Raw genomic sequence first — 12200 nt, forward strand, 5'->3', positions numbered from 1 at the left:
ATGTCTACGCAAACCGGAAACGACCAGGAAAAAGATGCCTATCTGGACACGCTGAAAGCCCAGGGTGCGGAGCTGCTGGCAGAGTTGCCGGCCGAAGGCACGATTGAACACGCCCGCCTGTCGCTGATCGACGCCAAAATCGAGCAGCTGACCCGGCCGATTACCGCCGGCAGCTGGAAGCTGCCCGACGAGTAAGCCGGGCACCGGTGCCAGGCACCGGTGGCCAGCGTGGGTATATGTAAAAGAACTTTGCAATCTGCTTGAAAAGCGTTAAGGTGAATAACCTGAATATATAAACACTTTTGCACCGTTTATGCTCGGGTGGAAAGGGGGTCTGATGCGACAAGCACAGGACCTGCTTGTGACTACACAGGCGCAGTACGAGCGTTTGGAACTGGAAGTGATTGGTTTGCGGGACCTGGAGCCCCTGTTGGGCTCGCCGCAATATGATCGTCTGCAGGATGTGGAATTGGCACTGAAGCATTACCAAGCGCAATTTCGCCGCTAAGCGACACGACATAAAGCCCGCGTTTGCGGGCTTTTTCATGCGTGCCTGAGACAGGCTGCCGCACAGGCGTTATTGCTGCTGCGACTGCTCTTGCTGGCGCTGGTTCTGTTCGCGGCCTTGTTGCTGCTGCTGCGCAGGGCGTTGCTGGTTTTGCTGGTCCTGCTGCTTTTCTGCAGGTTGTTGGCCATTGGGGTTCTGGTTGGGTTGCTGCTGGTAGGTCATTCGGGGTCTCCTGAAAGTGGAATCACAGCATCTGTTTCGCTGCCCTGTCAGGTTAAGGCTGCCAAGCCCTGGGGACTGTAGTCGGGTTGCTTGCAAGGCTGTAGTGGCCGGCGGTGCGCTGCCGTCAACGCAGCGCCCGGCGGTTTGACTGTCTGGTCAGACAGCAGCGCTGCGTTTCATCGGCCTTGGTAACAAGCTAGGATTGCATGCTGTCCGCCCACGTCCTGCTGAGTTTGTGCATGGGGGGCTGGGGCGGTAGCGGGTGGATTGGCGACGCACTTGGTGCTAGCAGCGGCGGTGGGCTGGCGACGTCCATCATCGTTGGCGGGGGCGTTGACTAGATGAGCTGGATGATGGAGGCCGCGGCAGCGCTGTATGTCGGGATGCTCAACACCGGCATTGCACTGCGCGCCTGGGGGCGAGGGCAGGTGGTGCATGGCGGGGGTCTGCAGGCCAATCATTGGCTGGCAACGGCTTGGGCTGCATTGGCGCTGTTGCTGATCCTGGGCCCGGCGATGGCCCGGCGTGGTGCAGAGTCAACAAGCAAGGCCTCTACCAACGCAGAGCCCAGTGAGCCCAAGTTGAACTAATTTCATTAAATTTATCAATAATCAAAAACGAATAGAAATTAACGATAAATAAAGATTAGAGTCATGTCTTGCAGCGCAATGCCGCTAGTTTCGGGATTCTCTATAACTTCAGATTCTTTTTAAAACGTAACCGAGACCCTCTGTGCTGCTATTGATTTAATAGCTTCAATCATCTTCCCCAGTCTGCCGGGACTAGATCATTCAAGCAATTTCAAATGCCTATTGACTATGACCCGAGTGCTGATTGTGGAAGACAACCCCGAGCTGGTGGGCTGTCTGTATGCCTTTTTGGAGCCGCTGGGCTATGTGCTGGACGATGCCCGCGATGGGCTGACAGGGCTCAGGACGGCGACCCAGAATGACTACGACGCTGTCTTGCTGGATGTGACGCTGCCGCAACTCGACGGTCTTGCGCTGTGCCGAAGGTTGCGCCAAGAGTTCCAAAACCCGGTTCCGGTGCTGATGCTCACGGCGCAGGCCAGCGTCGATGACCGCGTGCGCGGCTTGGCACAAGGGGCCGATGACTACCTCGTCAAACCCTTCTCTTTGCAAGAGCTGCATGCGCGTATCCAGGCCATAGTGCGCCGCGCCCAGTGCCGGCTGGTGCAAGGCAGCTTGGTCTGGGAGGATTTGACGGTGGACACCCAATTGCCGCAAGCCTGGCGGCAGGGCCAGCACATCAGCCTGACGCCAACGACCCATAAGCTGCTGCTCTGCCTGATGCGCGCGGCACCGGCTGTGGTCCGAAAGCAGGAGATGGTCTACCTGCTTTGGGGTGATGAGCCCCCCGCAAGTGATGCCTTGCGCACCCATATCCATGATCTGCGCCAGCAGATTGGCAGGAACTTCTCATCGGCTCTTATCAAAACCGTGCACGGCATCGGCTGGAGCCTGGACCGGGGCCAGGACGCGGCATAGCCCTGATCGATTGCCGAGGAGGTGGTCAGCATGATGCGTTTCGCCAACCAGATGACGCTAAAAGTGCGCATCACATGCGGCTTTGTCCTGTTGATGTTGGCGGCACTGGCCCTGATCGCCGCTGCGGAGTGGCTGGATGCAGAGGCGCGGAAAGAATGCATCATCTCGGAGCATTTGCACCAGGAGAAGGACCGTATCCAGCGTGCGATGCAGCAGGGCAAGTCTCCCGTCATGGCCGATGACTACCAGCTCTATGACATGCGCAACGTGGCAGAGTCATTCAGGCACTATGGCGTGGGTTACCACAAAGTTGACGGAAGCCGCTGGCACCTGTTGGTATTTGACATCCAGGGGCAGCTGTACTTCCTCGTTCATACCGATGCTCGGCGCAGCTATTTTGAGCGCGTTATTGCAGGATATGCCTTGCTGGCTATCCTGCTGTGCCTGCTGGGCGCAGCTTGGGCAGGCTATTGGGTATCCAAGCGAGCGATGGCGCCCATCAGCGATCTGGTTTATGCCCTGCAGCGCAAGCAAAAGTCGTTTCCGTTTCTCCATGAAACCCATGAAATTGGGGTGCTGGCGCGCGCCATTGCACAACGCCAGCAGGAGGCCGAACAGTTTCTACAGCGTGAGCAGTGCTTTGTGAGTGATGCCAGCCATGAGTTGCGCACGTCGCTGGCGATTGTTGCTTGTGCCGCGGAGACACTCGTGTACCAACTGCCTCAGGACAGTGCCCTGACTGCCAGCGCTGCGCGCATTGTGCGCACGGCGCAAGAGATGGAGTTGCAGCTGGAGAGCTATTTGCTGCTATCTCGGGAGCCGCAAAAGCTGTCGCGCACTGTCCTCCCTCTGCTTCCCTTAGTGCAAGATTGCGTAGACCGCTGCCAGCCCTGGGTGGCCGATAAACCTGTCTTGTTGGTACTGGATGTATTGGCGGAGGCGCGAACCAGCGCCAACGCTGAATTGGTGCGCAGCGTGGTCTGGAATTTGGTGCGCAATGCTTGCCAATACACCAGCTGTGGAGAAGTGCGTATTACCCTCAGTGCGCGCAGCCTGGTGGTCTCCGACACCGGGCCAGGCTTGCCTGCAGGTATGGACACGCAGCATTTTGAGCGTTTTGCGCCCAGCGCAAGCGCCCGTGGGCAAGGACTGGGTCTGTCGATCGCGCAACGCATGGTGGGCCACCTGGGCTGGCGTATGGTGGTGCACAGCAGCAGCCGAGGTTGTCGCTTTGGTCTGGAGTGGTAGAGGGCGTGCTTGGGCTCACAGCCCTCAAAAGCTGGGAGCGTTGGCAGCCACACGGCAAGGCGAGAACAGGTCGAGATGCGGCTGGTAGACACTGGTTTCGATGTTGAAGAGCCCCAGCATGGAGTGGTAGAAATGGTCCTGGCTGTAGTGCGCGCTGTCCGCATTCTGGCGCAGGCAGGAGACATCCACTTGGCTGCTCTTGGCGAATTCTGGTGAGAGCCACATCACCAGCGGCACATGGGTCTGCTCTTTAGGGGCAATGATGTAAGGAGTGCCGTGCAAATACATGCCCTTTTCTCCCAGTGATTCACCATGGTCCGAGAGGTAGACCATCGCCACATCGCGCACCATCGCATGCCGTTGCAGCAGTGCAATCGCCTTGCTCAGTTTGCGGTCGGTGTAGACCAGTGTGTTGTCGTAGGTGTTGGTAAGCGCTTCGTTGCTGCAATTCTGAATCTGATTGCTATTGCAGACAGGATGAAAGCTGGCGGTTTCTGCAGGGAAGCGTTCAAAATACGTCGGGCCATGGCTGCCCAGCTGGTGCAGCACGATCAGCGCATCTCCTTGCAGCGCTTGGATGCGGGCGTCCAGCTCGTGCAGCAGCACATCGTCATAGCAGGTGCCATCCTTGTTGACGCAAAGCCCGGCCACCTTCACTTTGGGCATGTTGTCGGTGGGCACGCGCGCGCAGACCCCTTTGCAACCACCGTTGTTGTTGTTGCGCCATAAAACTTCCACGCCGGTGCGTTGCAGCACATCGAGCAGGTTCTCTTCGGTCGCTGCGCGGACCTGGTCGAACTGCTGCCGGCTCAGGCGCGAAAACATGCAAGGCAGCGACACGGCGGTGGACGTGCCGCAGGAAGACACATTTTTGAAGCTGATGATGTCATCTCTTTGAGAGAGCTCAGGGTTTGTCGCGCGCGGGTAGCCGTTGAGCTGGAAGTTCTGCGCGCGCGCTGTCTCGCCGATGACGGCAATGACGAGCTTGGGTCGGCTGTCGGCGGCGCTTTGTGTGCGCCGTGCATCCTCTGCCACGGTCCGGATCGGTTGGGAGCGTGCCTGGTGCTTGCGCTTGAGGTAGCTGTTGGTGTTGTGGACGAAGTTGAAGAAGAGGACCTGGCTTCGGATTTCCTGGTTGTTGCGAAGCAGTGATGCGTAGTCTTTGTAGAACAGCATGGCCAGCGTTGCCAGCATGGTGGCTGCCACCACCACATTGCCCAGCCACCAAAAGGCAGTGTGCCAGGAACTGGGCAGGCTTTTGCTCGGGATCGACACCATCAGTGCTGCGGGCAGTACGCCGAGTACAACGATGGTGAGCATCAGGGAAATGGAGAAATAGGAGGCGAACTCCGCCTGGTTGGTCTCAAAGAAGTTCTGAACCATGCTGCGGTCGATGAGCACCTGGTAGTGGTACATGAAGTAACTACAGCTTGCGCTGACCACCACCAAGCACACCAGGATGGGCTTGCGCACATAGGGCAGCGCCAGCACAGGCGAGAGCAATAGATTCAAAAAGCAGAAAAGGAAAACTGGCAGGCTGAAGAAGAACAGCAGGCTGTGCAGGCTGTTGACTTCCACCTTCGCGAACAAGGTTTGCCACAGCACCAGGTTTCCCAACGTGGTAAAGAAAAGAGCGGCGACCCAGCTGAGCTGCACCGGGTTCAATCGTATGGAGGTAAAAGGTCTTGGCACGCACAGGTTCCTGGGAATAAACGGTGTGTGCAGTGTCAAAAACCAAGTGTCAGAAAGTTGTTAAGCATCACGCGGCGTGGCAACTATGCACGCAGCCTCTTGACGGCACCCGGACACGCTGGCAATACCTCCATAGTCACTGAGCAAATATGCTAAGTAGATTAATTCGTTTTCGCGGCGTGGGCCCCTGCGCACAATCGCAGCTCTCCCCCGGGCGCCTTTGCGTCCGGGGCTGTGTCCGAGAGATGATGGTTTTTATGCAAGCACTGAGTCCCCTGTCCGTGAAAGCCCTGTTGGCGGACGGCAAAGAGTTCGCGTTTCTGGATGTGCGCGAAGCCGGTGAGTTTGGGGAGGGGCATCCGTTCCTGGCGATTCCGCTGGCCTATAGCCGGCTCGAAGCCGATATCGACCGCCTCGTGCCCAGGCGGTCCACCCGCATCATCCTGATCGATGGCGGCAACGGCGTTGCCCGCCGCGCTGCAGAGGCCCTGGCCGCATGGGGTTACAGCGATCTGTCCATCACCGAGGGCGGGGTGGCTGCTTGGCAGGCCGCTGGCCTGGTGCTGTTTAAGGGGGTCAACCTGCCTTCCAAAACCTTTGGTGAGCTGGCCGAGGCCGCGCTGGGCACGCCCCATATCAGCGCGCGGCAGCTGCAGCAATGGCAGGCATCTGGCCACCCGCTGGTGGTACTGGATGGCAGGCCGCTGGCTGAGTTCAACAAGATGAGCATTCCCGGCGCGATCAGCTGTCCCAATGGGGAGCTGGCGCTGCGCCATGCAGACCTGATACCCGATGCGCAAACCACGGTGGTGGTCAACTGCGCAGGCCGCACCCGCTCCATTGTGGGCGCGCAGACCCTGCGCGATCTGGGCCTGCCCAACCCCATTTATGCGCTGGAAAACGGCACCCAGGGCTGGTATCTGAACGACCTGCCGCTCGACCATGGCCAAAGCCGCAGCTACCCCGAACACCGCCGTGCACCGGCACCCGAGGTAGCGGCCCGTCTTGCCGAGCTGAGCGCCGAGCATGGGGTGGAGCGGATCGGCGCGGCTGGCTTGGCTGCCTGGCTGGCCGAGCCGGAACGCACCACCTATCTGCTGGATGTGCGCTCGCCCGAAGAATTTGCTGCCAGCCCGATCGCCGGGGTGGCCCATGCGCCCGGCGGCCAGCTGGTGCAGGCCACCGACCAGTACCTGGGAACGCGCAATGCGCGCCTGGTGCTGGTGGATACCGACGGCCTGCGCGCGCCGATGACGGCGGTCTGGCTGCGCCGCCTGGGGCATGAGGCCTATCTGGCCACGCCCGATGCGCTGCCTGCCATCCCCGCAGTGCAGCCGGCCGCAGCGGCGTTGCCCCGCATCCGCAGTGCCGATCTGGCTGCTGACCTTGGCGCCTATGACCTGGTCGATCTGCGCGACAGCGCCAGCTACCGCGCTGGCCATATTGCGGGCGCGCGCTGGTCCATCCGGCCGCTGCTGCAGCGCAACGATGGTGCCCGTCCCACGGTGTTCATCACGGCGGAGTCAGCGCTGGCGGCCGCCGCAGCACGCGATGTGGGCGGCAACGCGCTGGTGCTGACCGAGGGGCCCGCGCAGTGGCGGCATGCGGGTCTGGAGGTGGTGGCCAGCGCCGATGTGCCCAGCGACGCCGAGCGCATCGACTACCTGTTTTTTGTGCATGACCGCCACAGCGGCAACAAGGCGGCCGCACGGGCCTACCTGGAATGGGAAACCGGCCTGCTCGCGCAGATCGATGCGCAGGAACGGGCGCTGTTCTGTTTGCGCTGATCCGCGCCTTCCATTGCCTGCATTCGCCAGGGGCCGTAGCGCGGCCGTTGGCAGCCTCTTTCTCCCTCTCTTTTTGATTCGAACACTCCATGCCTACCAGCCGCCGTATCTTTCTGAAAAACGCCGCCGCCTCCGCCAGCGTAGCCGCGCTGCCCTTTGCGCTGCCGCAGATCGCCTTTGCCGCAGGGTCCACCACGTTGACCATTGCACAGAGCAACGACATCCTGTCGCTCGACCCCGCCAACCACGAGAACAACAGCACGCAGTCGGCGCTGGTCAACCTCTACGAATACCTGGTCAACAAGGAGTTTCCGAACGGCAAGATGGTGTTCACGCCAGCACTGGCCCAGTCCTGGAAGCAGGAAGACCCGCGCACCTGGGTGTTTGAGCTGCGCAGCGATGTGCGCTGGCATGACGGCAAACCGTTCACTGCCGACGATGTGAAGTTCACCGTCGAGCGCATGAAGGGCAACCCCAAGCTGCTCAGCGCGGTGGAGAAGTTCCGCTCGGTCGAGAAGGTCGAGGTGCTGGGACCGCACCGGGTGCGCCTGGTTACCAGCAAGCCCGATCCGCTGTTCCTGCACAACTTTGTCGGCAATGGCGGCTCGATCCTGCCCCAGCATGCCTTCCAGGCCGCAGGCAGCGAAGAGGCCTTCTTTGCCAAGCCCATCGGCACCGGTCCCTACCGGTTTGTCGAGTGGAAAAAGGCGGACCGCCTGGTGCTGGCGCGCAACCCGCAGTGGTGGGGTGGGGCGCCGCATTGGGAACGGGTCGTGATCCGTGCGATCCCGGAGACGGCGACGCGGGTGGCCGAGGCGCTGTCTGGCGGGGTGGACCTGGCGGTGAACATTCCGCCCGAGGATATCGGCCGCCTCAAGTCCAATGCCGATACCGGCATCGTCGCCTTCAATATTGCGCGCAACTTTGGTTTGCACCTGCGTACCGAGCCCGGTGTGGTCACCCACGATGCGCGGGTGCGTGAGGCGATCGACCTGGCGATCAACCGCCAGGAGCTGGCCGATGTGGTGGCCGATGGCTACGCCACCGCCACGCGCGGCCTGTTCCCGCCCGAGATCCCCAATGCCAACACACGCCTGACGGCAACCAACTCCTTCAACCCCGACAAGGCCCGCCAGCTGATCCAGGCGGCCGGCGCCAAGGGGGCGAAGATCCGCTTTGGCTCGCCCAGTGGCCGCTACATCAAGGACCGCGAGGTCTCCGAGGCCATCGTCGGCTACCTGCAGGATGTGGGGCTCAATGCGCAGCTCGAAGTGCAGGAGTGGAGCATCTACAACGCGCGCGTGGGCAGTGACTCGCATGGCGAGATCTACTTCTGGGGCATGGGCTCGTACACCGATGCCTCCTTCATTCTGAACATGGGCTCGCTCAAGCGCTTCAATCCGCACTGGAAGAACGCCGAGTTCGAGCGCCTGGCCGCCGAGTTGCCTGCCACCACCGGCGAGAAGGAGCGCCAGGCCATCATCTGGCGTGCGCAGGAGATCATCACGCAGGACCGTGCCCGCATCGGCGTGCTCTACCCCAAGGCGATCTACAGCGTCAACAAGCGGGTGCAGTTTGCCGGCCGCTTTGACGAGATGATCCCCGCTGAACAAGTGCGGCGCGCATGATTTTCTCGGCCTTGTGGCGCTTGCTGCTCCAGGCGGTGCCGGTGCTGTTCACGGTCACCCTGATCGTGTTTGCGCTGGTGTTTCTGGCCGGCGACCCGACCGTGATGATGATCCCGGATCAGGCCTCGGAGGCGGACCGCCTGGCCATGGTCGCCGCCTGGGGGCTGGACCAGCCGGTGCACATGCAGTACTTCAACTACATGCGCAACCTGCTGCATGGCGATTTTGGGACCTCCTACCGCTATGGCAGCTCGGCGCTGCCCATCGTGCTCGAACGCCTGCCCGCCACGTTGCTGCTGGCCGCTGCATCGATGCTGGTGGCCGTGCTGATCGCGGTGCCGGCCGGTATGGCAGCGGCCTTGCGGCGCGGCAGCTGGGTCGACCATGCGGTCTCCGGCGTGGCCGTGCTGGGCAAGGCCATGCCCAATTTCTGGGTCGCCATCATGCTGATCCTGGTGTTTGGCGTCAGCCTGCGCTGGCTGCCGGTATCGGGCAGTGGTACCTGGGCGCACCTGGTGATGCCGGCATTGACCCTGGGCACCGCCTTTGCCGGGGACCTGGCCAAGCTGGTGCGGGCCAGCATGCTTGAGACCTTGAGCCAGGACTACATGCGCACCGCCTATGCCAAAGGCATCCCCGACTGGCTGGTGATTGGCAAGCATGCGCTGCGCAATGCCGCGATTCCGACGGTGACGATGACCTCGCTGCACGTCGTGGCGCTGCTGGGCGGGGCGCTGGTGACCGAGACCATTTTTGCCTGGCCGGGCCTGGGCCAGTTGATCGTGCAGGCGATCAACACCAAGGACATGGCGGTGATCCAGATCAGCGTGCTGGTGATCACCGCGATGACCTTGCTGGTGAACTTTCTTACCGATGTGGTCTACCGCCTGATTGATCCGAGGATGAAACTATGAGCGGCGTGGTTCTGAACACCGGCACGGCCCTGCAGGCCGATGCGCCCGCAGTGGCGGCCCAGCCATCGCGCCTGCGGCACTTTTTGCGCGCGCTGTGGCGCAGCCGCAGTGGCCGCTTTGGCGCCCTCTTGCTGCTGCTGATCCTGCTGGCCACCTTGGGCGCCGATCTGCTGCCGCTGGCCGACCCGGTCAAACGCCATCTGTCGCTGCGCTACCTGCCGCCCGTCTGGCTGGACAAGGGCCAGTGGGCCTATCCGCTGGGCACCGATGGCCAGGGCCGCGACATGCTGGCGCGCATCATCTATGGCGCGCGCAGCTCGGTGGTGGTGGGGCTGGCGGCGGTCGCGCTCTCGGGCGCCATCGGGGTGGCCATCGGCGTGCTGGCAGGGCTGCGCGGCGGCTGGCTGGACCAGGTGCTGATGCGTGTGGTCGATGCGACCCTGGCCATTCCGGCCATGCTGTTCATGCTGGTGGTTGCCCTGGTGGCCGGCGCGGGCCTGGCGCCGCTGATTGTGGTGACAGCGCTCACCAACTGGGTGATCTACACCCGCATTGCGCGGGCCGAGGTGCTGCGCGTCAAGGAGCTGGAGTTCGTGGCGGCGGCGCGGGTCAGCCGTGTGCGCAGCTCGCGCCTGCTGCTGCGCCACATCCTGCCCAATATCCTGCCGGCCCTGGTCGTCGTGGCCACCTTGAACATCGGCACCGTCATCCTGACGGAGTCCTCGCTGAGCTTTCTGGGCTTTGGCATCCAGCCGCCCGATATCTCCTGGGGCCAGATGCTGGCCGACGGACGCCAGCAGCTGGCGACCAGCTGGTGGATCAGCACCTTTCCCGGTGTGGCGCTGACAGCCACCGTCTTTAGCATCATCTTGCTGGGCGATTGGCTCAGAGACTACCTGGACCCCCGCCTGCCATGACTGCTGCCCCAAGCCTCGCCCCTGCGGCCAACGCCCCCAGCCTTGCCGTGCTGCAGACCCGCCGGGCAGATACGGTTCTGCGCTACCGCAATGCCGGTGTCACGCTGCAACCCCACGATGGCGGCGAGCCGCTGCGCCTGGTGCGCGGCGTGGACCTGGAAGTTCAACGCAGCCAGGTGGTGGCACTGGTGGGCGAGAGCGGCTCTGGCAAGACCTTGACGGCCTTGAGCGTGCTGGGCCTGTTGCCGGGCAATGCCCGCTTCAGTGCGGATGAGGCCCTGCTCAATGGCCGTGATCTGCGCCAGCTGGGCAAGGCCGATTGGCGCCGCCTGCGCGGGGCCGACGTGGGCATGGTGTTCCAGGAGCCGCTGTCGTCACTGAACCCGGTGCTGACCATCGGCGACCAGATCGAAGAGGTGCTGTACTACAAGCGCCAGCTCACGCGCCGCCAGCGCCGGGCCGAGGCCATTGACCTGCTGGCGCGCATGGGCCTGCCCCGGCCGGCGCAGCTGCTGCAGGATTACCCGTTCCAGCTCTCGGGCGGCATGCGCCAGCGTGTGATGCTGGCCATTGCGATGGCGGGCGAGCCGGCCTTGCTGATTGCCGACGAGCCCACCACCGCGCTGGACAACACCGTCCAGGCCCAGGTGCTGGAGCTGATGGTGCGCACCGCCGAGCAGTCCGATGTGGGGGTGCTGCTGATCACCCATGACCTGTCGGTCGTCGCCCAGGTGGCCGACCAGGTGCATGTGATGCGCCACGGCGAGATGGTCGAGTCTGCGCCGGTGCAGCAGCTGTTTGCCCGGCCGCAGGCCGCCTATACGCGCCAGTTGCTGGCGCTGGCGCCGCGCATCCCTGCGGTGGTGCGCCAGCCGCTGGCAGAGGCCGGCTTGCTAGCGCCGCAGGCTGCGCAGCAAGCGCCAGCGATTCTGCAACTTGATGCCGTGAGCAAGTACTACCAACAGCCCCGCGCCTGGCACTTCAAGGCGCACAAGCACCTGGCCTTGGACCAGGTGTCGTTCTCGTTGCAACGGGGGCGCACCCTGGGCCTGGTGGGAGAGTCGGGCAGCGGCAAGTCATCGTTGGCACGCATCATTGCCGGCCTGGCGCACGCCGATGGCGGGCAGCTTCGCTTTGAGGGCGCCGATCTGAGCGACCCGGCAGTGCGCGCAGGCGCCAGTATCCAGATGGTGTTCCAGGACCCGTATGCATCGCTGAACCCGCGCATGCGCATTGGCCAGTTGATCACCGAGCCGCTGGCCGAGCAACCGGGCTGGACCGCAGCGCAGCTGCGTGCGCAAGCGGCCCGGTTGCTGGAGATGGTGGGCCTGCCGGCCTCGGCCCTGGACCGCTTTGCCCATGAGCTGTCGGGCGGTCAGCGCCAGCGCGTCTGCATTGCGCGGGCGCTGAGCGTGAAGCCCCAGTTGCTGGTCTGCGACGAGCCCGTCTCCGCACTCGATGTCTCGGTGCAGGCCGAAATCCTGGCGCTGCTGCAGCGGCTCAAGAAGGAGCTGCAGCTGAGTATGGTGTTCATCGCCCATGGGCTTGAGAGCGTCTACGCGATCTCGGACGACATCGTGGTGCTGGAAAAGGGCCGGGTGGTGGAAGCCGGCCCTCGTGACCAGATCTTTGGCGCGCCGCGCCACGCCTACACCCGCAGCCTGCTCGATGCGATGCTCGACATCGACCCGGCGCGCAGCCGCTTCAAGAACCGCCCGGCTGCGCCGGCCGGCGCCGCGCTGGCCCGGGTGGCCTGATGCCGCGCCGTGCTTGCGC

General features: G+C 62.9%; 12 protein-coding genes. 10 read left to right on the forward strand and 2 right to left on the reverse strand.

What is annotated here, in order from left to right; genetic code table 11:
- Together ACCQ08_RS09260 and ACCQ08_RS09265 are read left to right on the forward strand one after the other, a co-directional pair.
- On the forward strand, nucleotides 1-195 hold the full coding sequence (locus ACCQ08_RS09260) for a hypothetical protein (protein ID WP_239812451.1): 195 nt from the start codon (nucleotides 1-3) through the stop codon (nucleotides 193-195).
- A 142-nt stretch (nucleotides 196-337) separates the two neighbouring features.
- Nucleotides 338-508 (forward strand): hypothetical protein, encoded by a 171-nt coding sequence (locus ACCQ08_RS09265; RefSeq protein ID WP_239812450.1) that lies wholly within the window; start codon nucleotides 338-340, stop codon nucleotides 506-508.
- Between the two features lie 69 nt (nucleotides 509-577).
- Here ACCQ08_RS09265 and ACCQ08_RS09270 read toward each other — a convergent pair whose 3' ends face one another.
- Nucleotides 578-730 carry a hypothetical protein gene (locus ACCQ08_RS09270; protein ID WP_239812449.1) on the reverse strand — a complete coding sequence of 51 codons (153 nt, stop codon included), beginning with the start codon at nucleotides 728-730 and terminating at the stop codon, nucleotides 578-580.
- A 341-nt stretch (nucleotides 731-1071) separates the two neighbouring features.
- Here ACCQ08_RS09270 and ACCQ08_RS09275 point away from each other — a divergent pair, with 341 nt between their 5' ends.
- From ACCQ08_RS09275 to ACCQ08_RS09285, 3 genes are all read left to right on the forward strand, one after another.
- Complete coding sequence (locus ACCQ08_RS09275) at nucleotides 1072-1320, forward strand: hypothetical protein (protein WP_373449600.1); 249 nt, start codon at nucleotides 1072-1074, stop codon at nucleotides 1318-1320.
- A gap of 228 nt (nucleotides 1321-1548) precedes the next feature.
- The gene (locus ACCQ08_RS09280) at nucleotides 1549-2238 is read left to right on the forward strand and encodes a response regulator transcription factor (RefSeq protein WP_373449601.1); all 690 of its coding nucleotides are present in this window, start codon (nucleotides 1549-1551) and stop codon (nucleotides 2236-2238) included.
- A gap of 30 nt (nucleotides 2239-2268) precedes the next feature.
- Nucleotides 2269-3486, forward strand: a complete 1218-nt coding sequence (locus ACCQ08_RS09285) for a sensor histidine kinase (RefSeq protein WP_373449602.1) — start codon at nucleotides 2269-2271, stop codon at nucleotides 3484-3486.
- 24 nt (nucleotides 3487-3510) lie between these two features.
- Here the strand turns inward: ACCQ08_RS09285 and ACCQ08_RS09290 are convergent, their stop codons facing one another.
- The gene (locus ACCQ08_RS09290) at nucleotides 3511-5178 is read right to left on the reverse strand and encodes a phosphoethanolamine transferase (protein WP_373449603.1); all 1668 of its coding nucleotides are present in this window, start codon (nucleotides 5176-5178) and stop codon (nucleotides 3511-3513) included.
- 257 nt (nucleotides 5179-5435) lie between these two features.
- Between ACCQ08_RS09290 and ACCQ08_RS09295 the strand changes: the two genes are divergently transcribed.
- The 5 genes from ACCQ08_RS09295 to ACCQ08_RS09315 all read left to right on the forward strand — a co-directional run bounded on the left by ACCQ08_RS09295 (nucleotide 5436) and on the right by ACCQ08_RS09315 (nucleotide 12181).
- Nucleotides 5436-6965 carry a rhodanese-like domain-containing protein gene (locus tag ACCQ08_RS09295; RefSeq protein ID WP_373449604.1) on the forward strand — a complete coding sequence of 510 codons (1530 nt, stop codon included), beginning with the start codon at nucleotides 5436-5438 and terminating at the stop codon, nucleotides 6963-6965.
- Between the two features lie 89 nt (nucleotides 6966-7054).
- Nucleotides 7055-8593 carry an ABC transporter substrate-binding protein gene (locus ACCQ08_RS09300; protein WP_239812444.1) on the forward strand — a complete coding sequence of 513 codons (1539 nt, stop codon included), beginning with the start codon at nucleotides 7055-7057 and terminating at the stop codon, nucleotides 8591-8593.
- Nucleotides 8590-9507 carry an ABC transporter permease gene (locus ACCQ08_RS09305; protein WP_239812443.1) on the forward strand — a complete coding sequence of 306 codons (918 nt, stop codon included), beginning with the start codon at nucleotides 8590-8592 and terminating at the stop codon, nucleotides 9505-9507. Before ACCQ08_RS09300 ends, ACCQ08_RS09305 begins: the two co-directional genes overlap by 4 nt.
- Complete coding sequence (locus ACCQ08_RS09310; RefSeq protein WP_373449605.1) at nucleotides 9504-10424, forward strand: ABC transporter permease; 921 nt, start codon at nucleotides 9504-9506, stop codon at nucleotides 10422-10424. The genes ACCQ08_RS09305 and ACCQ08_RS09310 overlap by 4 nt, the downstream gene beginning before the upstream one ends.
- Nucleotides 10421-12181 (forward strand): dipeptide ABC transporter ATP-binding protein, encoded by a 1761-nt coding sequence (locus ACCQ08_RS09315; protein ID WP_373449606.1) that lies wholly within the window; start codon nucleotides 10421-10423, stop codon nucleotides 12179-12181. The genes ACCQ08_RS09310 and ACCQ08_RS09315 overlap by 4 nt, the downstream gene beginning before the upstream one ends.
- Nucleotides 12182-12200: the final 19 nt, after the last annotated feature.

The organism is Comamonas sp. SY3, from assembly GCF_041730275.1.
GTDB classification, from domain to species: domain Bacteria; phylum Pseudomonadota; class Gammaproteobacteria; order Burkholderiales; family Burkholderiaceae_C; genus Comamonas; species Comamonas sediminis.

Excerpts from the sequence above, each read along its gene's own strand:
- ACCQ08_RS09260 (WP_239812451.1), top strand. The coding sequence starts at position 1 with ATGTCTACGCAAACCGGAAACGACCAGGAAAAAGATGCCTATCTGGAC.
- ACCQ08_RS09265 (WP_239812450.1), top strand. The coding sequence starts at position 338 with ATGCGACAAGCACAGGACCTGCTTGTGACTACACAGGCGCAGTACGAG.
- ACCQ08_RS09270 (WP_239812449.1), bottom strand. The coding sequence starts at position 730 with ATGACCTACCAGCAGCAACCCAACCAGAACCCCAATGGCCAACAACCT.
- ACCQ08_RS09275 (WP_373449600.1), top strand. The coding sequence starts at position 1,072 with ATGAGCTGGATGATGGAGGCCGCGGCAGCGCTGTATGTCGGGATGCTC.
- ACCQ08_RS09280 (WP_373449601.1), top strand. The coding sequence starts at position 1,549 with ATGACCCGAGTGCTGATTGTGGAAGACAACCCCGAGCTGGTGGGCTGT.
- ACCQ08_RS09285 (WP_373449602.1), top strand. The coding sequence starts at position 2,269 with ATGATGCGTTTCGCCAACCAGATGACGCTAAAAGTGCGCATCACATGC.
- ACCQ08_RS09295 (WP_373449604.1), top strand. The coding sequence starts at position 5,436 with ATGCAAGCACTGAGTCCCCTGTCCGTGAAAGCCCTGTTGGCGGACGGC.
- ACCQ08_RS09300 (WP_239812444.1), top strand. The coding sequence starts at position 7,055 with ATGCCTACCAGCCGCCGTATCTTTCTGAAAAACGCCGCCGCCTCCGCC.
- ACCQ08_RS09305 (WP_239812443.1), top strand. The coding sequence starts at position 8,590 with ATGATTTTCTCGGCCTTGTGGCGCTTGCTGCTCCAGGCGGTGCCGGTG.
- ACCQ08_RS09310 (WP_373449605.1), top strand. The coding sequence starts at position 9,504 with ATGAGCGGCGTGGTTCTGAACACCGGCACGGCCCTGCAGGCCGATGCG.
- ACCQ08_RS09315 (WP_373449606.1), top strand. The coding sequence starts at position 10,421 with ATGACTGCTGCCCCAAGCCTCGCCCCTGCGGCCAACGCCCCCAGCCTT.